The sequence below is a fragment of the Microbispora sp. NPDC046933 genome, assembly GCF_040644635.1.
Lineage (GTDB): Bacteria > Actinomycetota > Actinomycetes > Streptosporangiales > Streptosporangiaceae > Microbispora.
The window spans coordinates 1-19,306 of sequence record NZ_JBEYWW010000010.1; the positions used below are offsets into that span (position 1 = coordinate 1).

Annotated in this window: 17 protein-coding genes; 6 read left to right on the top strand and 11 right to left on the bottom strand. The window is 71.6% G+C overall.

Translation table 11 applies throughout. The features are described from left to right. Nucleotides 1-259: 259 nt before the first annotated feature. The 5 genes from rraA to mshB form a co-directional block, all read right to left on the bottom strand. A complete protein-coding gene (rraA, locus tag ABZ857_RS15210) occupies nt 260-742 on the bottom strand; it encodes a ribonuclease E activity regulator RraA (RefSeq protein ID WP_357043158.1) in 483 nt (160 codons plus the stop codon). Nucleotides 743-786: 44 nt separating this feature from the next. Next, nucleotides 787-1,800, bottom strand: coding sequence for an MBL fold metallo-hydrolase (locus ABZ857_RS15215; protein ID WP_357043160.1), 1,014 nt, complete (start codon nt 1,798-1,800; stop codon nt 787-789). An 89-nt stretch (nt 1,801-1,889) separates the two neighbouring features. Then, nucleotides 1,890-2,327 carry a hypothetical protein gene (locus ABZ857_RS15220; protein WP_357043162.1) on the bottom strand — a complete coding sequence of 146 codons (438 nt, stop codon included), beginning with the start codon at nt 2,325-2,327 and terminating at the stop codon, nt 1,890-1,892. Nucleotides 2,328-2,374: 47 nt separating this feature from the next. Next, nucleotides 2,375-2,806, bottom strand: coding sequence for a DUF6113 family protein (locus ABZ857_RS15225; RefSeq protein ID WP_357043164.1), 432 nt, complete (start codon nt 2,804-2,806; stop codon nt 2,375-2,377). A 10-nt stretch (nt 2,807-2,816) separates the two neighbouring features. Further along, complete coding sequence (gene mshB / locus ABZ857_RS15230; protein WP_357043166.1) at nt 2,817-3,722, bottom strand: N-acetyl-1-D-myo-inositol-2-amino-2-deoxy-alpha-D-glucopyranoside deacetylase; 906 nt, start codon at nt 3,720-3,722, stop codon at nt 2,817-2,819. Between the two features lie 42 nt (nt 3,723-3,764). Between mshB and ABZ857_RS15235 the strand changes: the two genes are divergently transcribed. Next, the gene (locus ABZ857_RS15235) at nt 3,765-5,837 is read left to right on the top strand and encodes a DPP IV N-terminal domain-containing protein (protein WP_357043168.1); all 2,073 of its coding nucleotides are present in this window, start codon (nt 3,765-3,767) and stop codon (nt 5,835-5,837) included. A gap of 3 nt (nt 5,838-5,840) precedes the next feature. Here ABZ857_RS15235 and ABZ857_RS15240 read toward each other — a convergent pair whose 3' ends face one another. After that, complete coding sequence (locus ABZ857_RS15240; RefSeq protein ID WP_357043170.1) at nt 5,841-7,601, bottom strand: ABC transporter ATP-binding protein; 1,761 nt, start codon at nt 7,599-7,601, stop codon at nt 5,841-5,843. 2 nt (nt 7,602-7,603) lie between these two features. After that, on the bottom strand, nt 7,604-9,310 hold the full coding sequence (locus ABZ857_RS15245; RefSeq protein ID WP_357043172.1) for an ABC transporter ATP-binding protein: 1,707 nt from the start codon (nt 9,308-9,310) through the stop codon (nt 7,604-7,606). 98 nt (nt 9,311-9,408) lie between these two features. Here ABZ857_RS15245 and ABZ857_RS15250 point away from each other — a divergent pair, with 98 nt between their 5' ends. Together ABZ857_RS15250 and ABZ857_RS15255 are read left to right on the top strand one after the other, a co-directional pair. Continuing rightward, nucleotides 9,409-9,642, top strand: coding sequence for an RNA polymerase subunit sigma-70 (locus ABZ857_RS15250; RefSeq protein WP_357043174.1), 234 nt, complete (start codon nt 9,409-9,411; stop codon nt 9,640-9,642). Then, the gene (locus ABZ857_RS15255; RefSeq protein ID WP_357043176.1) at nt 9,643-10,200 is read left to right on the top strand and encodes a Clp protease N-terminal domain-containing protein; all 558 of its coding nucleotides are present in this window, start codon (nt 9,643-9,645) and stop codon (nt 10,198-10,200) included. 9 nt (nt 10,201-10,209) lie between these two features. Here the strand turns inward: ABZ857_RS15255 and ABZ857_RS15260 are convergent, their stop codons facing one another. Next, nucleotides 10,210-10,560, bottom strand: coding sequence for an STAS domain-containing protein (locus ABZ857_RS15260; RefSeq protein WP_357043178.1), 351 nt, complete (start codon nt 10,558-10,560; stop codon nt 10,210-10,212). Between the two features lie 112 nt (nt 10,561-10,672). Then, on the bottom strand, nt 10,673-11,125 hold the full coding sequence (locus ABZ857_RS15265) for an STAS domain-containing protein (RefSeq protein WP_357043180.1): 453 nt from the start codon (nt 11,123-11,125) through the stop codon (nt 10,673-10,675). A gap of 199 nt (nt 11,126-11,324) precedes the next feature. Between ABZ857_RS15265 and ABZ857_RS15270 the strand changes: the two genes are divergently transcribed. Genes ABZ857_RS15270 through ABZ857_RS15280 form a run of 3 tightly spaced genes read left to right on the top strand, consistent with a single transcriptional unit; the run spans nt 11,325 to nt 16,623 of the window. Next, on the top strand, nt 11,325-12,950 hold the full coding sequence (locus ABZ857_RS15270) for an ABC transporter substrate-binding protein (RefSeq protein ID WP_357043182.1): 1,626 nt from the start codon (nt 11,325-11,327) through the stop codon (nt 12,948-12,950). Next, complete coding sequence (locus ABZ857_RS15275) at nt 12,947-13,969, top strand: ABC transporter permease (RefSeq protein ID WP_357043184.1); 1,023 nt, start codon at nt 12,947-12,949, stop codon at nt 13,967-13,969. Before ABZ857_RS15270 ends, ABZ857_RS15275 begins: the two co-directional genes overlap by 4 nt. A gap of 2 nt (nt 13,970-13,971) precedes the next feature. Beyond that, nucleotides 13,972-16,623 (top strand): dipeptide ABC transporter ATP-binding protein, encoded by a 2,652-nt coding sequence (locus ABZ857_RS15280; RefSeq protein WP_357043186.1) that lies wholly within the window; start codon nt 13,972-13,974, stop codon nt 16,621-16,623. Here ABZ857_RS15280 and ABZ857_RS15285 read toward each other — a convergent pair. After that, nucleotides 16,604-17,344 (bottom strand): succinate dehydrogenase/fumarate reductase iron-sulfur subunit, encoded by a 741-nt coding sequence (locus tag ABZ857_RS15285; protein WP_357043188.1) that lies wholly within the window; start codon nt 17,342-17,344, stop codon nt 16,604-16,606. The two genes, ABZ857_RS15280 and ABZ857_RS15285, sit on opposite strands and share 20 nt — an antisense overlap. After that, entirely contained in the window at nt 17,341-19,254 is a 1,914-nt protein-coding gene (locus ABZ857_RS15290) for a fumarate reductase/succinate dehydrogenase flavoprotein subunit (protein WP_357043604.1), read from the bottom strand. The genes ABZ857_RS15285 and ABZ857_RS15290 overlap by 4 nt, the downstream gene beginning before the upstream one ends. Between the last annotated feature and the right edge of the window lie 52 nt (nt 19,255-19,306).

The following is a 19,306-nucleotide window of genomic DNA, read 5'->3' on the forward strand; positions in this document are numbered from 1 at the left end:
CAGTTCCACAACCGCGACCGCTACCGCCACCCCGGCCGCTACACCCGCCGCAAGGAAGGCACCGACCGCTGGGCCTTCACCTACCACCGACTCCCAGGAGCCAGACGACTGCGGGTTTAGCGGGCCACGGGTGCCACGGACAGCCGCTGGCCGGGCATCGCGCACTCGCGCGGGCAGATACGAGGCGGGAGATCAGGTGCCGTGGGAGCTCAGATGTCATGGGGTTCAGATGTCATGGCGGTTCAGATGTCATGGCGGTTCAGATGTGGAGGCGGTGGCCGCTGACGAGGATGCCGTCCTCGTCGCTGTAGAGCCACTCTCCCGGACTGAAGGTCACGTCCCCGAAGGTCACCGGGACGTCAACCTCCCCCAGGCCGGTTTTGGCGCTCTTGCGAGGGTTGGCGCCGAGCGCCTTGACGCCGAGATCGAGGCCGGCCAACGCCGCCGTGTCCCGGACGGCACCGTTGATCACTACGCCCGCCCAGCCGTTCTCCACCGCCGAGGCGGCGATCATGTCGCCGAGCAGCGCCGTACGCAGCGATCCGCCGCCGTCGACCACCAGCACCCGGCCCTCGCCCGGTGTGGCGAGCACCTGCTTGACGAGCGCGTTGTCTTCCAGGCAGCGGGTGGTCGAGATCCGGCCGGAAAATCGCGTACGTGAGCCGTACGAGCGGAACTGGGTGACACAACTACGCAGCGCGTCGCCGTGGGCGTCGTAGAGATCAGCGGTCGCGAAGCTCATGACCGCATTGTGCCAGGAACGTCCGCCCTCACCGCGAGACCGCGTCAGGGCAGCGTACGGCTCTCGCCGACGGCGAGGTCCCACAGGTCGGCGGGGTCGAGGCCGCGTGACTCCCATACGGCGCGGGCCTCGCGCACGGGCTCCAGCAGCGGTTCGCCCGACAGCACGAACGTGCCCCAGTGCATGGTGGCCATCCTCCGCGCGCCCACGTCGAGGCAGCCCTGCACGGCTTGGGCGGGGTCGACGTGCGAGACCTTCATGAACCAGCGCGGCTCGTAGGCGCCGACCGGCATGAGAGCGAGGTCGATGCCCGGGTAACGCTCGCCGATCTGGGCGAACCGCTCCCCATAGGCCGTGTCACCGGCGAAGTAGACCCGGTGCTCGGGGGAGGTGAGCACCCATCCGCCCCACAGGGTGCGGCAGGTGTCCCAGAGCGTGCGGCGGCTCCAGTGATGGGCCGGGACGAAGTCGAACGTCACGTCGCCGAGGCGGGCCGACTCCCACCAGTCCAGTTCCGTCACGTCGCGGAAGCCGCGCCGCCGGAACCACCCCCCGAGCTTGGCCGGGGCGAAGACGGCCGTGTCCCTCGGCAGGCGTCGGATCGTCGGCGCGTCCAGGTGGTCGTAGTGGTTGTGACTGATCACGATCGCGTCGACCTTGGGCAGGTCGGACCAGGCGACGCCGGGAGGGGTCAGCCGCTGGCGCACGCCGGGGATCTTGCGGGACCACACCGGATCGGTCAGCACGGTCAGCCCGCCGATCTGGAGAACGAACGTCGCGTGGCCGACCCAGGTCACCACGGTCTCGGTCGCGGCGGCGCGGGGCAGGCCGACACGGTGAACGGGAATCTGGTCGCTGTCGCCGATGTCGGGCCGCAGTTGCCCGTGCCACATGACACTGGTGACCTCGCGGAAGTCCGGAAGAGGGGCGGTCAGCCGGTCGGCGAAGCTGGACGGCCACCGGCGAGGTGTGACCGGCCGAACAATCGGCGCGTTCGGAACGGGAGAAACGGGGATTTCTGGGGCCTCAGGGCTTTCCGGTTGGATCGTCTGCGACATGGGGAACTCCCTTCCGCTGTCCATGATCCCCGCAGAGCCGAAAGTATTCCTCCTACGACCGGTCGATTCCGTTCAGCTTTCCTCAGCCCTCAGGTGGAACTCGACCTCCTCCACCTTCTCCTCCACCAAGGATGCACCCGGGGATAACCGCCGTCGTCCAGGCCGGCCATCCGCTCGAAGAGGTTCCACGAGGCCGGATGACCGCAGACGGCGTACGAGACGGCCGAGGCGAGCACGTACAGCACGAGCATGGGCAGGCCGACGCAGAACGCGTACTGCGTGGCGTGGCGGGACTCGTGATCGAGCAGGCAGCCGGTGAGATAGCCCTCCCGGTGCTTGGTCAGGATGACGTTGCCCACGGTGAACGCCCCGGCGACGGGGAACGGGATGCGGTAGCCGTGGGCGTAGACGAGGCCCCGCTCCCCTCTGCGGGTGCGCGCTCCGCCGATCCGCGCGATCAGCAGCCCGAGGGGCGTGGAGAGGTTGACGTAGTTGATGACCTGCCGGACCCGGTGCGACCGCCGCATGTCCCCAGGATCGGCGAGGGCCCCCGCCTATACAAGCACGGGCGGGCTCAGACCCGGCTGGACGACCCCAGCAGCCACGAACCGCTGGACCGTGTGACGACCACGGCCGCCGCGACGGCGACGGCGCCGCCGTACAGGTACCAGTAGCCGGCCGAGTTCCCCGCGATGGCGAGGTCTCCGGCCCGCTGCGGCGTGGCCAGCAGGAAAGACACGAGGAGCCAGCCGGCGGCGGGGACGAGCGCGCCCAGCTTGCCGCCCATCAGCCTGCCCATCGCGTACGGAACGGCGAACAGGGCCGCCAGCCAGGCGATCGCGGCGACCGGCACCTGCCCGGCGTACCACGCGTGCTGGAAGCCCCCGACGACGCCGAGCACCGCGCCCAGCAGGAAGAGCACGCCGTACGCCGCGCCGGTCACCGCCCCGGCCAGCGGGCCGGGAGTGTCCTCGGCCTCGACGGCGACCTGCGTCTCCTGGGTCATGCCACTCAACTTATCCGACGCCGGCGAACAGGTCGGTCTCGCGGTTGTACGGCTCGCCCAGGCCGCCGACCTCGGGCGGAGCGCCGATGCCGGGCCGGCCGGGGACCCCCGCGCGCAGGATGAAGTGCTCGACCCCGAGGGCCTGCTGGCCGACGTTGTTCGACAGCGCGAACCACGGCGCGTCCACGGCGATCTGCGTCGCGTGCGCCCGCATCGCGTCGAGCTTGGCCTCCACGTAGGGCCGGGCGTCGATCTCCGTCGTCACGTCCTCGTCGGCGCATCCCGGCATGTCGTCGATCGACTCCGGCACCCAGAAGTCGACGTCCGCCTCGCGCATGGTCTCGATGGTCCGCCGCAGCACCGACTTGGGCATGGCGGTGAGGTAGAACTTGGCGATCCGCCACGGCTCCCCGCCGGGGAACGCGGGGTCGGCGGCCAGTTCGAAGGCCCGCCAGGAGACGCGGTGCGCCTGGATGTGGTCGGGATGGCCGTAGAAGCCGTTCTCGTCGTAGGTGACGAGGACCTGGGGCCTGACCTCGCGGATCACCTTGACCAGCTCGCCCGCGGCCTCGTCGAGGTCGGCCTGCCAGAAGCAGCCGGGGCGGTCGTTGGTCGCCGCGCCCATCATGCCCGAGTCGCGCCAGCGGCCGGCCCCGCCGAGGAACCGGTGATCGGTGACGCCGAGCGCCTTGCACGCGGAGGCCAGCTCGCCGATGCGGTACTGCCCGAGCGTGTCGTCCCTGTCGGCCGCGTGGTGGGCGAGCTCCGGGGGGATGACCTCGCCTTCCTCTCCCAGCGTGCAGGTCACGAGCGTCACGTGCGCGCCCTCGGCGGCGTACCTGGCCATGGTCGCCCCGGTGCCGATCGTCTCGTCGTCGGGGTGGGCGTGCACGAGCAGCAAGCGACGGTCAGTCATGCCTCTGAGGGTAGTGCCCTCCTCCTGGCAGTATGAGGAGCTATGACGGAGAGCTTCCCGCGGTTGCATGCCAGGACCCGGCGGTTCACCCTCGGGGTGCCGCGCAACTTCACGATCTCCCCTGACGGCGGTCGGGTGACCTTCCTCAGGACGCGATCGGGCACCGATCCGGTGACCTGCCTGTGGGAGCTGGACGTCGCGTCCGGAGCCGAGCGGCTCGTGGTCGATCCCCTCGCCCTGGGCGCCGCCGACGAGGACCTGCCGCCGGAGGAGCGCGCCCGCCGCGAGCGGTCGCGGGAGTCCGCGGGCGGCGTGGTGGCCTACGCCACCGACCGGGAGGTGCGGCAGGCCGTCTTCGCGCTGTCGGGCGACCTCTACCTGACCGACCTCGCCTCGGGCGAGGTGCGACGGCTCCCGGCGGCCGGGCCGGTCATCGACCCCCGGCTCGACCCCACCGGCACGCGGGTCGCGTACGTCACCGGCGGCGCCCTGCACGTGCTGGAGATCGCCACCGGCGCGGACACCGGAGCTGACACCGTGCTGGCCGAGCCGGAAGGCGACCTGGTCACCTACGGCCTCGCGGAGTTCATCGCGGCCGAGGAGATGGAGCGGATGCGCGGCTACTGGTGGTCGCCCTCCGGCGACCGCCTGCTCGTGGCCCGCGTGGACGAGTCGCCGGTGGCCCTGTGGCACATCGCCGATCCGGCCAACCCCGATCGTCCGCCCGTTTCGCAGCGCTACCCCGCCGCCGGCACGGCCAACGCCGAGGTCACGCTGCACGTCATCGGCCTGGACGGCGCGCGTACGGCGGTGCCGTTCGAGCAGGAGTACCTGGTGACGGCGGCCTGGGACGCCCACGGCCTCGCGATCGTCACGCTCTCCCGCGACCAGCGGACCATGCGCCTGCTGACGGCCGACCCGGGCACGGGCGAGACGACGCTCCTGCGTGAGGACACCGACCCGGCCTGGGTGGACATCGCCACCGGTGTCCCGGCCCGCCTGGCCGACGGCACGCTCGTGTGGGTGGCCGACGCCGACGGCGGCCGCCGCCTCGTGGTCGGTGACGAGCCCGTCACGCCGCCGTCGCTGCAGGTCCGCGCGGTGCTCGACGTCGACGGCGACACCGTGCTCTTCTCCGCGAGCGGCGAGCCCACCGAGATCCACCTGTGGACGTACGCGGCGGGCACCATCAGCGCCGTCACCACCGAACCGGGCGTCCACTCCGGCCGCCGGGCGGGCGGCGTGACGCTCGTCGCCCGGCAGAGCCTCGACACCGAGGGCACGACGGTTTCCGTCGGGGCAGTGTCGATCAAGTCCCTCGCCGAACGGCCCGGACTGGAGCCGCGCGTGTCGCTCGTCCGGGCGGGCTCGCGCGAGCTGTCCACGGCCGTCCTGCTGCCCTCGTGGCACGTGCCCGGCTCGGGCCCGCTGCCCGTCCTGTTGGACCCGTACGGCGGGCCGCACGCCCAGCGGGTGCTGTCGGCCCGGCGGATGTTCCTGGAGTCCCAGTGGTGGGCCGAGCAGGGCTTCGCGGTGATCGTGGCCGACGGGCGGGGCACGCCGGGGCGCGGCCCGGCCTTCGAACGCGAGATGCTGCACGACTTCACGATCTCGCTGCAGGACCAGGTGGACGCCCTGCAGGGCGTGGCGGCCCTGCACCCGGGCGACCTCGACCTGTCGCGGGTGGCGATCCGGGGCTGGTCGTTCGGCGGCTATCTCGCCGCACTCGCGGTGCTGCGCCGCCCCGACGTGTTCCACGCCGCCGTCGCCGGGGCGCCGGTCACCGACTGGCGGCTGTACGACACCTGCTACACCGAGCGCTACCTCGGCCACCCCGACGAGGGGCACTACGAGAGGTCGTCGCTCCTCGGCGACGCGGAGAAGGGAGACGCAGAAAAGCTGGAGCGACCGCTGCTGCTGATCCACGGCCTGGCCGACGACAACGTGGTCGCCGCGCACACGCTGCGGCTGTCGTCGGCCCTGCTCGCGGCCGGCCGCCCGCACACCGTGCTCCCGCTGTCGGGCGTCACCCACATGACGCCGCAGGAGGTCGTCGCGGAGAACCTGCTGCTCCTGCAGCTCGACTTCCTCAAGAAGTCGCTGAACATGAGCTGACGCTCAGCGGGCGGTGCCGTGCCAGCTGTCCCACAGCGCGGCGTAGGCGCCGCCCGCCGCCACCAGGTCGTCGTGCGAGCCCAGCTCGCTGATCCGGCCGTCCTCCACCACCGCCACGCGGTCGGCGTCGTGCGCCGTGTACAGCCGGTGCGCGATGGCGATCACCGTACGGCCCTCCAGCACGGCGGCGAGCGACCGCTCCAGGTGGCGGGCGGCCCGCGGGTCGATCAGCGAGGTCGCCTCGTCCAGGACGAGCGTGTGCGGGTCGGCCAGCACCAGCCGGGCGAGCGCGAGCTGCTGCGCCTGGGCCGGGGAGATCGCCGTCCCGCCCGAGCCCACAGCGGTGTTCAACTCCTCGCCGGATCCGTTACCCAGAGCCGCCACCCACTCCCAGGCGTCCACGGCCTCCAGCGCGCGGCGTACGTCCACGTCGGAGGCGTCGGGCCTGGCGATCAGAAGGTTGTCGCGCAGCGTCCCCCGGAACACGTGGTGCTCCTGCGTCACCAGGGCGACGTGCCCGCGCAGCTCGTCGAGCGGCAGCTCGACCAGCGGCACCCCGCCGACCGTGACCGACCCGCGCCCCGGCGCGTGCACCCCGGCGATGAGGCGGCCCAGCGTCGACTTGCCCGCCCCGGAGGGCCCGACCATGGCCAGCCGCTCCCCCGGGCGTACGTCGAGGTCGATGCCGTGCAGCACGTCGTGGCCCTCGCGGTAGGCGTACCGCACGCCGCTGACCTTCAGCTCCTCCCCCACCGGCCGGGCGTCGCCCACCGTCCGGTCGTCGGGCACACCTCCCACGCCCAGCAGCCGGGCCATCGAGGCCCCGCCGACCTGGAGCTCGTCCACCCACGACAGCAGCCGGTCGAGCGGGTCGATGAGCTGCTGGACATAGAGCGTGGCGGTCGTCACCTGGGCCACCGTCACCCAGCCCTCGATGGAGAACAGCCCGCCGATGAGCAGGGTCGCCACGACCGGGACCACGTAGCCGAACTCGACGGCCGGGAACCACACCATGCGCAGGCCCAGGGTGTACCGCTCGGCGGCGAACGACCGGGCGATGTCCCGGTCCGTACGGTTCGCGCGGCGGCTCTCCAGCCCCAGCGCCTCGATCGTGCGCGCGCCCTCGACGGTCTCGGCCAGGCCCTCGGTCATGTCGGCGTACGCCGCGTTCTCCCGCAGGTAGCCGTCCCTGGCGCGGTTGAGGTACCACCGGGTGGCGCCCCACAGCAGCGGCACGGCGACCAGCGACGGCACCGCCATCACCGGGCCGACGAGGATGCCCGCGCCGACCACGAACGCGCCGGTCACGACCGCGATCAGCGTCTCGGGCACGGCGTGCCGCACCGATCGCGACAGCGCGTCCACGTCCCTGGACGTACGGGTGATGAGGTCGCCGGAACCGGCCCGCTCGACCATCGAGAGCGGCAGCGCGAGCACCCGGCCCACGAAGTCCTCCCGCAGCTCGGCCAGCACCTTCTCGCCCAGCCGGGACGAGGCGTACACCGCGAACCTGACCAGCACGGCCTGCGCGGCCACGAAGGCGGCGATGGCCAGGGCGACGGCGTCCACGCGCAGGTCGGCCCGGCCCTCGGCCAGGCCCTCCACCAGGTCGCCGAGCATGCGGGGCGCGACCAGCCCGGCGACCGCCGCCAGGGCGTGCAGGGCCAGCGCGAGGCCGAGCTCGCGCGGATACTTCAGCGTCAGCCGGCGGGCGTAGGCGCGCACCTGCGCCCGGTCGGCGACCGGCAGGATCTCGCGGGCCATGCTCAGCCTTCCCCTCGCGTCACCGTGGCGCGGTATGCGGGCACCCTGCCGAGCAGCTCCCGGTGGGTGCCCTCGGCGCGCACCACGCCGTCCTCGACGTACAGCACGTGGTCGGCCCGGTCGAGCACGAGCGGGCTGGTCGTGCAGACCAGGGTCGCGCGGCCCGCCCGCGCCTTGCCCAGCCGTTCGGCGACGCGCGCCTCCGTGTGCGCGTCGACGGCGCTGGTGGGCTCGACCAGGATCAGGATCTGCGCGTCGGCGAGCAGCGCCCGGGCCAGCCGCAGGCGCTGCTGCTGGCCGCCGGAGAACTCGCGGCCCGACTCGGCCACGTGCGCGTCCAGGCCCTCGGGCAGCGCCGCCACGATGTCCTCGGCGCACGAGGCGTACAGCGCCTGGCGGACGTCCTCGTCGGTGGCCGTGCCCCGCACGTCGAGCTCGTCGCGCAACCGTCCGGTGAACAGCCGCGCGCCGTTGTCGGCCACCAGGATGTGCCGCCTGACCTCGGCGAGCGGCAGCTCCGCCAGCGGCGCGCCGCCGAGCGTGACGTCACCGGGGGCGAACCTGCCCAGGCGGTCGGCGACGGCGATGGCGTCCTCCGGCGCGGCCGCCGCGAGCGCCGTGAGCCGGCCGGGCCGGACCTCGACACCCGACTCGCCGTCGCGGAGCGTGCCCGGCAGCGTGTTCGGTCCGGCGGACAAGCGGCCGTCGCCGCCGGTGATCTCGGGCTGCAGGGACAGGATGCGGCACACGCGGCGCGCCGCCACGTGCCCCTTGGTCAGCTTGTCGGCGGCCTCCGTCAGTGTGCGCAGGGGCGCGATCAGGAAGACCGCGTAGCCGTAGAACGCGACGAGCTGGCCGGGAGTGATGCGGCCGTCGAGCGCGAAGTGCGCCCCGAGCCAGGTCACGCAGGCGATCAGCACGCCGGGCAGCAGGATCTGGGCGCCCTCCAGCAGGGACTCCACCGAGGCCACCCGCACGCCCGCCTGCCGTACGCGCTGCGACTCCTCGCGGTAGCGCGCGGCGAAGACCTGCTCGCCGCCGACGCCGCGCAGCACCCGCAGGCCGGCCACGATGTCGGCGGCCCGGGTGGCCAGGTCGCCCTGCAGGTCGCGCTGCGCGTGCTGGCGCCGGTGCAACGGCTTCAGCAAAGGCCCCACCGCGGCCGCCATCAGCGGCACCCCGATCAGCACGACAAGACCCAGCGGAACCGAGGTGGCGATGAGGATCACGGTCACCGCGACGATCGCGACGACCGCGCCGGCGCCCCGCAGGAGAATGTCCATGGCGTTGCCGATGTGCGCGATGTCCGAGTTGCCCACGCTGACGACCTCGCCCGTCGAGAGGCGTTTCGGCAGCGTCGCCCCGAGCCTGGCCGCCTGCCGTACGGTGACCTGCACGGTGCGGTAGGCCGCCGACAGCCAGGCGAAGGTCGCGAAGCGGTGCCGCGTGACCCCGGCGACCGCCTGGACCACGCCGAGACCGAGCACCACCAGCGACCACTTGATCAACGTGCCGGCGTCCGCCGCGGCCATCGCGTCGATCGCCTTGCCCAGGGCCGCCGGCACGAGCGCCTGTCCCAGCCACCACAGCACCGCCAGGCCGACTCCGGCCAGCAGCGGGACGGCCTGACCACGCGCCACCCACCACAGGTAGCGCAGCGGCCCGCGGGCGTCGGGAATGCCGGGATCGGCCACAGGAAGAGAGCGCATGGTCGTTCCAGGCTCGCAAAAACGCAGGTCGCCGGGCAAATCGTTTTCTCCGTCAACCAAGGTTGACAGAAGGACGAGTGTCAACCTATGTTGACGACATGAGCGATACGGCACAGCTGGCGAGCGACGCCGGCAGCCGCGATCCGGCCGTCGGTCTGCGGGCCGTACGGGCCCTGCGGCTCCTGGTGGAACGGCTCGAAGCGCTGCAGGTGGAGAACGCACGCGACGCGGGATGGTCCTGGCAGGACATCGCGCTCCTGCTGGGGGTGTCCCGGCAGGCGGTGCACAAGAAGTACGCGGGCGGGCGAGGACTGCTGAGACGGGAGAAGTAGATGTTCGAACGGTTCACCGAAGACGCCCGGCAGGTCGTCAAGCACGCGGTGGAGCAGGCGCGCGAGCTCCGGCACGGACAGGCGGGCACCGAGCACATCCTGCTCGGCCTGCTGAGCCGCCCGGAGACGCTGTCCGCCCGGCTCCTCGCCGCCCACGGGATCACCCATGAGCGGGTGCGGGCGGAGGTCGTCCGGATCCTCGGCGACGCCACGGGCGGGGACATCGACGCGGAAGCCCTGGAGACTATCGGCATCGACCTGTCGGCCGTCCGGGAGAGGGTCGAGGAGGTCTTCGGCGTCGGGGCCCTCGACCGGGAGCCTCGCCGCGACCGCCGAGGGGTCCTCCTCAGCGGGCGCCGGGCCCCGTTCAGCCCCCGCGCCAAGAAGACGCTCGAACTCGCGCTGCGCGAGGCCATCGCGCTCAAGAGCAGGGAGATCCGCGAAGGGCACATCCTCCTCGGCGTCATCCGGGAGGGCGAGGGGCTGGGCGTCCGCATCCTGGCCGACGCCGGGATCGACCTGTCCGAGCTCCGGGCGGAGGTCAAAAGCGGCCTCTGACCGGCCGGGTCAGTCGTCCAGGGCCGCCAGGGCGTCCGCGAGAGTCTCGTAGATGGGGAACGCGGCGTGCAGCCCGGTCACCGTGAGGATCCTCCGGAAGACGCCCCGAACGCCGGCGAGCTTCATGAACCCGCCCGCCTCGACGGCGCGATCGTGCGCCTCCAGCAGGAGCCGCAGGCCCATGGAGTCGCAGAAGGTCAGCTCGGAGGCGTCCACGACCAGCCGGGTGGCGCCCTCCTCCGCCAACTTGCCGAACACGGTGCGCAGGCGCTCGCCGGAGATGACGTCCAGCTCGCCGGCCAGGGTGACGAGAGTGTGCGCCGCCTCGTGGCTCACCGTGACGCCAAATCTCGTCGTCATCGCCTTGTCCTCATCCCGAAAGATCTTCACCGTGAAAGATCTACAGAGAAGTTACACCTCTGCTTACCCCGGCAGGCGAGGGGAGGCAAGGACGGACAGGCATCGGCGGGACTCAGCGATCGCCGGCGATCTCGTACAACCCGCCTGAGTCGGCGTCCGAGTCCGGCGCGCCGTCGGTCGGAGGCCGGCGCGGACCGGCGTCGGCCGCGTGGCTGAGCGCCTCCGCGACCGTGGGGTGCTGTTCGAACACGTTGCGCAGGCCGGTGATCGTCAGCACCCGGCGCAGCACGCCCTGCACGCCGCTCAGTATCAGCCGGACGTTCAGGGCCTGGCCCCGCTGCAACGCGGAGATCAGCTCGCTCAGCCCGCGCGAGTCGCAGAACATGAGCTCGGCAGCGTCGATCACGAGGACGGACGTCCCGGGGGACTCCCAGACCCGGTGCAACTCGTCGTGGAGCACGTGAACGGTGCCGGCGTCGAGATCGCCTTCCACGCGGACGACGACGGCCGCGCCATGGACTGCGGACGCGACCTTCAAGGTGGAACGTGGACCGGTCACGGGCATGCTCACTCCCTCGCCTGCGGGGACACGGCAGGCGCGTTACGCCAACACAAATCACACGTTACCCGGGAGGAGGGGGGATTATGTCGCCGAGCGCCTGACCCCGCCCCTCTCCTGTCCTCGGGTCTTGCCGATGAACATCCCCTTGGCGTATAACCTGCAATACCAACTTGTTTTATGGGGAATCCGGAGAGGGTGGCGCATGCGTCGGGTTGGCAGCTTATTCGCCGTACTGTCCGCGGGCCTGGTCCTGACCGGATGCGCGGGGTCCGGCGTACCCGTGGACGCGGCCGCGGCGCGCGGTCCGTCCGGCGGCGACACCGTGATCATCGGCACCACGGACAAGGTGTACGCCCTGGACCCGGCGGGGTCGTTCGACGCCGGCTCCGGGACGGTGATCGGGCAGACGTTCGCGACCCTGCTGGATCACCCCGCGGGGAGCGCGCTGCTGCGGCCGAACCTGGCGAAGTCGGCGGAGTTCACCTCACCGAAGGAATACACGGTGGTGCTCAAGCCGGGCCTGAAGTTCGCCAACGGCAACCCCCTGACCGCCACCGACGTCAAGTTCAGCTTCGACCGCCAGCTCAAGATCGCCTCACCGAACGGCCCGTCGTCCCTGCTGTACAACCTGGCCGAGGTCGAGGTTTCCGACGAGACCACAGTGATCTTCCGGCTCAAGAGCGCCAACGACCAGGTGTTCCCGCAGATCCTTGCCAGCGGCGCGGGCGAGATCGTGGACCACACGGTGTTCTCGCCGGCCGAGGTGACGCCGGACGCGGCGATCGTCGCGAAGAAGCCGTTCTCCGGGCCGTACAGCATCGCCGCCTACGCCCCCAACCAGCTGGTCGAGTTCCAGGCCAACCCGAACTACCAGGGCGTGCTGGGCACGCCGTCGTTCCCGACGGTGCACCTGAAGTACTACGCGTCCGAGGACAACCTCAAGCTCGACCTCCAGCAGGGCGATCTCGACCTGGCCAGCCGCACCCTGTCGATCACCGCTCTGGAGTCGCTCGGCAAGCAGCAGGGGCTGAAGGTCTACCACGGCGCGGCGACCGGCATGCAGTACATCGTGTTCAACTTCACGACCCAGCCGTACGGGACCGGCACCCCCGACGCCGACCCGAAGAAGGCGCTGGCGGTGCGCCAGGCGGTCGCGGACTCGCTCGACCGGCAGGCCATCGCCACGCAGGTGTACAAGGGCACCTACCAACCGCTGCACACGTTCCTGCCGGAGGCGGTGCCGGGTGGCGTCCCGGTGCTCAAGTCCCTCTACGGCGACGGCGACGGCGGCCCCGACCCGGCCAAGGCGGCCGGAAGGCTGCGCGCCGCCGGGGTGACCACCCCGGTGACCCTGCGGCTCCAGTACAACACCGATCACTACGGCGCCTCCAGCGCGGACTCGTTCGCGCTGATCAAGAACCAGCTGGAGGCGACCGGCCTGTTCAAGGTCGACCTGCAGTCCACCGAGTGGACCCAGTACGCGAAGCAGCGGGTCGCCGACGCCTATCCCGAGTTCCAGCTCGGCTGGTACGCCGACTACCTGGACGCGCAGGACTTCTTCCAGCCGCTGTACGGCAAGAACGGCTTCGTCGCCAACCACTACGACGACCCGGACCTGATCGCCCTGATCGACAAGCAGGCCACCACCCCGGGCGACGACGCCCGCCTCGGCCTGGCGGCCCGGATCCAGCAGAAGCTGGCCGCGGCACTGCCGATCGTGCCGCTGCTGCAGAGCTCGTCCAGCGTGGTCGCCAACGGCAAGGTCGGCGGCGTGCAGGAGGCGCTGGCGACCGGTGGCCTTCCCTTCGGCGCTCTGAAGGCCCGGTGACGCCGCTGGTCCGCTACGTGCTGGTCAGGTTCCTGTTGATCATCCCGACCGTGCTCGTGCTGACCACACTGGTGTTCTTCCTCATGCGGGTGATCGGCGACCCGATCACCGCCGCCTTCGGCGGCCGGCTCGACGCCGCGGAGCTGAGCCGCCGCATCCACGCCGCGGGGTACGACCGGGGCATCGTCGCCCAATACGCCGACTACCTCGGCCGGGTCGCCCGCGGCGACTTCGGCACGACTCTCACCGATCACCAGCCGATCAGCGCGATATTGCGCACCTACGGCACGGCCACCCTGGAGCTGGTCGCCTACTCGCTGGTGGTGGCGCTGGTCCTGAGCCCCGTGCTGGGGATCCTCGCCGCCCGGCTGCGCGACCGGGGCGTCGACGCCGGTCTGCGCGTGTTCGCCATCCTCGGGTACGCCGCTCCGGTGTTCTTCGTGGGTCTGCTTCTCAAGCTCGTCTTCGCGATCCGGCTCGGCTGGCTGCCGGTGAACGGCAGGCTCACCACGGCAGGCGAGATCGAGTTGCGGCGGCTGGGTCCCGGGTCCGGGATCTACCTGCTCGACGCGATCCGGGCCGGCAGCGGCTCCCTGGCCGCCGACGTGCTGCGGCACGCGGTGCTGCCCGCGGTGGCGCTCGGCCTGCTGAGCACGGGGATCTTCCTGCGCCTGTTCCGCACGGGGCTGATCGGCACGCTCGGAAGCGACTACGTGCTGGCCGGCCGGTCGCGCGGGGTGAGCGAGCTGCGGCTGACCACCCGGCACGCCCTGCGCCCGGCGCTCGTGCCCATCATCACCGTGATGGGACTGCAGATCGCCTCACTCCTGTCGGGGGCCGTCCTCACCGAGACGACCTTCGAGTGGAAGGGGCTGGGTCTCCAGCTGACGCAGTACCTCCAGGCCCGCGACTACGTCGCCGTCCAGGGGATCGTCATGGCGCTCGCGGTGATCGTCGCGGTCGTCAACTTCCTCGTCGACGTCGTCGCCGCCCTCATCGACCCCAGGATCCGGTACTGACCATGGCCCTGCCCTCCTCCCGGACTCCGCTGCTGCGGCTGGTGGCCCGCAGCCGCGGCTACCAGCGCGGCATGGTGCTGGTCGGCGGCGCCCTCACCGCGCTGGTCGCCGTCGCCGCGGTGCTCGCACCGTTGATCGCCCCGTACGGCTACGCGCAGCTTCGCGACGGGCACGGTTACTTCGGCGCCCAGCTGCCGCCGTCGGCCGCGCACTGGCTGGGCACCACCGTCGGCGGGTACGACGTGCTGTCCCGGGTGATCTGGGGTGCGCGGACCGCCCTCGAGGTGATCGTCGCAGGCACCGTCGCCGCTCTGCTGCTGGGCGTGATCCTCGGCCTGGCCGCCGGCTACCTGGGCGGCCGGCTGGACGGGATCGCCGTAGTCGTGGCGGACGCGACCTACGCGTTCCCGTCGCTGCTGCTGGCGCTGGTGATGTCCATAGTGATCAGTGGGGGGACCTCCGGGCACTGGTCGGGCATCCTGTCCACGGCGGCCACCACGACGGTCCTGTTCACCCCGCAGTACTTCCGGGTCGTACGGGCCGAGACGCTGCGGCTCAAGCACGAGCCGTTCGTGGAGTCCGCGCGGGTGATCGGCGTGCCCCGGATCCGCGTCCTCACCCGGCACGTGCTGGTCAACGCCACCCGCACGCTGCCGCTGGTCGTCACCCTGAACGCCGCGGGCGCGGTCGGCACCCTGGCCGGGCTGGGGTTCGTGGGCTTCGGCATCGAGCCGACCTCCGCCGCGGAATGGGGCTACGACCTCAACCGGGCCCAGTCGGATATCGCCGCGGGCATCTGGTGGACCGCCGTCTTCCCCGGTCTCGCGATCGTCCTCACGGTCCTCGGCGTGACACTGCTGGGCGAGGGACTCGACGACATCCGCGACCCCCGGCTGCGTGCCCGCCGTACGCGCCGGACGACCGGGGCCGGCTCTCCGGGCGCCCGCGGCCGCGAGACGGAGGCGGTGCCGTTGAGCGTCGAGCACCTGTCGGTCTCCTTCGTCACGGACACCGGTGTCGTGCCGGCCGTCGAAGACCTGACGCTCACGGTGCGGCCCGGGGAGATCCTCGCGATCGTCGGCGAGTCCGGTTCCGGCAAGACCGTCACCGCGCGCACCGCGCTGCGGCTGCTGCCGGACACGGCGATCACCACCGGACAGGTGCGGGTGGCGGGCCAGGACGTGCTGCGCGCCGGCCTGCGGCATCTGCGGCGGCTGCGCGGACGCGACATCGCGATGATCTTCCAGGAGCCGTCCGCCGCGCTCAACCCGGTCTACCCGGTCGGCTGGCAGATCGCCGAGGGCATCCGCGCGCACGAGCGCACGGGCCGGCGGCAGGCGCGGCAGCGGGCGATCGAACTGCTCGACATGGTCGGCATCCCCGACGCCGAGCGCCGGGTCGACCACTATCCGCACCAGTTCTCCGGCGGCCAGCGGCAGCGCGTCGTGATCGCCGCCGCGCTCGCCCTCGGCGCGCCGCTGCTCGTCGCCGACGAGCCCACCACCGCCCTCGACGTCACCGTCCAGGCCGGGATCCTGGACCTGCTGCGCGACCTGCGCGACACCCGGGGCACCGCCATCGTGCTGATCACCCACAACATGGGGGTGGTCGCGGACCTCGCCGATCGTGTCGCCGTGCTGCGTGACGGGCGGCTGGTCGAGGAGGCCGACGTCCGCACGCTGTTCCGGGAGCCGCGCGAGGAGTACACCCGGCGGTTGCTGCGGGCCGTCCCCCGCCTGCCCTCGCCGGGCGAATCCGGAACAGCCGGCGAGCCGGCCGGAGAAGCGGTCGTCGAGGCGGTCGTCGAGGCGGCGGGCCTGGTCGTCGACTACCCGGGACGGCTCGGGCAGCCGCCGTTCCGCGCGGTCGACCGCGTGGACCTGCGCATCGCGCCCGGCGAGGTGCTGGGGCTGGTCGGCGAGTCGGGTTCGGGGAAGAGCACCATCGCCCGCGCCATCGCCGGCCTGGTGCCCGTCACGGCGGGGAGCCTGCGCGTGCTGGGCACCGAGCTGGCCGGGGCGCGTGAGCGGGCCGTACGGCCCGTCCGCCCGCACCTCGGCTTCGTCTTCCAGGATCCGTCGGCCTCGTTCAACCCGAAGCGGACCGTCGGCGACGGCATCGCCGAACCGTTGCTCACCCATCGAGCAGGGCTGGAGCAGGCGGAGGTCCGGCGGCGCGTGGGCGAGTTGCTCGACGCCGTCCACCTCGGCTCCGGCTACGCGGACCGGTATCCGCACGAGTTGTCCGGCGGGCAGCGCCAGCGCGCCGGTCTGGCCCGCGCCCTCGCCCTCCGGCCCCGGCTGCTGATCGCCGACGAGCCGACCAGCGCCCTGGACGTCTCGGTGCAGGAACGCGTGCTGGAACTGTTCCTGCGGCTTCAGCGCGAACTCGGCTTCGCCATGCTCTTCATCAGCCACGACCTCGCCGTCGTCAACGCGCTCGCGCACCGGGTCGGCGTCCTCTACCAGGGGACCCTCGTCGAGGAAGGGGACCGGAGTCAGGTGCTGACCAGGCCCGCCCACGAGTACACCCGCCGCCTGGTGGCGGCTTCTCCCGTCCCCGACCCGGTGGAGCAGGCGGCCCGCCGAGGAGGCGTGAGCCGTGCGGCCCACGCCTCCTGGGAACGCGGTGGCGCTACTTGGAGGCGGCCTTGAGGTAGTCGGCGTTCATCCGGGCGATGGTGTCGAACGGGATGCCCTTCGGGCACACCGCCGTGCACTCGCCCGTGTTGGTGCAGCCGCCGAAGCCCTCGGCGTCCATCTGCTCGACCATCGCCCTGGCGCGGGACTCGCGCTCCGGCTGGCCCTGCGGCATCAGGCCCAGGTGAGTGATCTTCGCCGCGGTGAACAGCGAGGCCGACCCGTTGGGGCAGGCCGCGACGCACGCGCCGCAGCCGATGCAGGTCGCGGCGTCGAAGGCGGCGTCGGCGTCGGCCTTCGGCACCGGGACGGAGTGCGCCTCCGGGGCGGACCCGGCGGGGACGGAGATGAAGCCGCCCGCCTGGATGATCCGGTCGAACGCCGACCGGTCCACCACGAGGTCCTTGATCACCGGGAACGCCGCGGCCCGCCACGGCTCGATGGTGATGACGTCGCCGTCCTTGAAGTGCCGCATGTGCAGCTGGCAGGTCGTGGTGAGCTTCTGCTCGCCGTGCGCGACGCCGTTGATGACCATGCCGCACATGCCGCAGATGCCCTCGCGGCAGTCGTGGTCGAAGGCGACCGGGTCGTCGCCCTCCAGGATCAGCCGCTCGTTCAGGACGTCGAGCATTTCCAGGAACGACATGTCCGGCGAGACGTCTTCGACCCGGTAGGTCACCATCCGTCCCTTGTCCGACGAGCCGTTCTGCCGCCAGATCTTGAGGGTCAGGTTCACTTGTAGCTCCGCTGGGTCATCTTGACGTACTCGTAGTTCAGCTCTTCCTTGTGCAGCACCGGGCCGTCCGGAGTCCACTCCCAGGCGGCGACGTAGGCGAAGTTCTCGTCGTCGCGCAGCGCCTCGCCGTCCGCGTCCTGCGACTCGGCCCGGAAGTGGCCGCCGCACGACTCCGTACGGTGCAGCGCGTCGATGCACATCAGCTCGGCGAGCTCGAAGAAGTCGGCCACCCGGCCGGCGCGTTCGAGCGCCTGGTTGAGCCCCTCGGCGTCGCCCGGCACCTTGACGTTGTTCCAGAACTCCTCGCGCAGCTCGGGGATGCGCTCCAGCGCCTTGCGCAGCGACTCCTCGGTGCGCTCCATGCCGCAGTAGTCCCACATGATCCGGCCGAGCTCCCGGTGGAAGGAGTCGGCGGTGCGGTCGCCGTTCACGGACAGGAGCTTGTCGATCTTGTCCTGGACGGACTTCCTGGCCTCCGTGATGTCGCCCTCCTCGACCGGGCCGAACGAACCGGCCCCGGCGAGGTAGTCGCCGATCGTCGTCGGCAGCACGAAGTAGCCGTCCGCCAGGCCCTGCATGAGGGCGGAGGCGCCCAGACGGTTCGCGCCGTGGTCGGAGAAGTTGGCCTCGCCGATCACGAACAGCCCCGGGATGGTGGACTGCAGGTCGTAGTCCACCCACAGCCCGCCCATCGTGTAGTGGACGGCCGGGTAGATGCGCATCGGCACCTCGTACGGGTTCTCGCCGGTGATGCGCTCGTACATCTCGAAGAGGTTGCCGTACTTCTTCTCGACGGCCTCCCGGCCCATTCGCCGGATGGCGTCGGCGAAGTCGAGATAGACGCCGAGCCCGCCCGGCCCGACGCCGCGGCCCTCGTCGCAGACGTTCTTGGCGGCGCGGCTGGCGATGTCACGCGGCACGAGGTTGCCGAACGCCGGGTAGATGCGCTCCAGGTAGTAGTCGCGCTCGTCCTCGGGGATGTCGCCGGGCGCCCGGTCGTCGCCCTTGCGCTTCGGCACCCACACCCGGCCGTCGTTGCGCAGCGACTCCGACATCAGCGTCAGCTTCGACTGGTGGTCACCGCTCTGCGGGATGCAGGTCGGGTGGATCTGCGTGTAACAGGGGTTGCCGAAGTACGCGCCCTTCTTGTGTGCCCGCCAGATCGCCGTGGTGTTGCAGCCCTTGGCGTTGGTGGACAGGTAGAACACGTTGCCGTAGCCGCCGCTGGCGAGCACGACGGCGTCCGCGAGATGCGTCTCGATCTCACCGGTGACCATGTCGCGCACCACGATGCCCCGGGCCCGGCCGCCGCTCACGATGAGTTCGAGCATCTCGTGGCGGGTGTGGACCTCCACGTTGCCCGCCGCGACCTGCCGCTCCAGGGCCTGGTACGCGCCGAGCAGGAGCTGCTGGCCCGTCTGGCCGCGGGCGTAGAAGGTGCGCGACACCTGGGTGCCGCCGAAGGACCGGGTGTCGAGCAGGCCGCCGTACTCGCGGGCGAACGGCACGCCCTGCGCCACGGCCTGGTCGATGATGTTCACGCTGACCTGGGCGAGGCGGTAGACGTTCGACTCGCGGGCGCGGTAGTCGCCGCCCTTCACGGTGTCGTAGAACAGCCGGTAGATGCTGTCGCCGTCGCCGCGGTAGTTCTTGGCGGCGTTGATGCCGCCCTGCGCGGCGATGGAGTGGGCACGGCGGGGCGAGTCCTGGTAGCAGAACGACTTGACCTTGTAGCCCAGCTCGCCCAGCGTGGCCGCGGCGGAGCCACCGGCCAGGCCGGTGCCGACGACGATGACGGTCAGCTTGCGCTTGTTGACCGGGTTGACCAGCTTGGCCTGGAAACGACGCTTGTCCCAGCGGTCCTCGATCGGGCCCGCCGGCGCCTTGGCGTCCTGGATGGGCTCGCCCACCCGGTAATGCCCGACGACGGCCGGTTCTGCGCCCTGGCTCTCCTGCTGGACG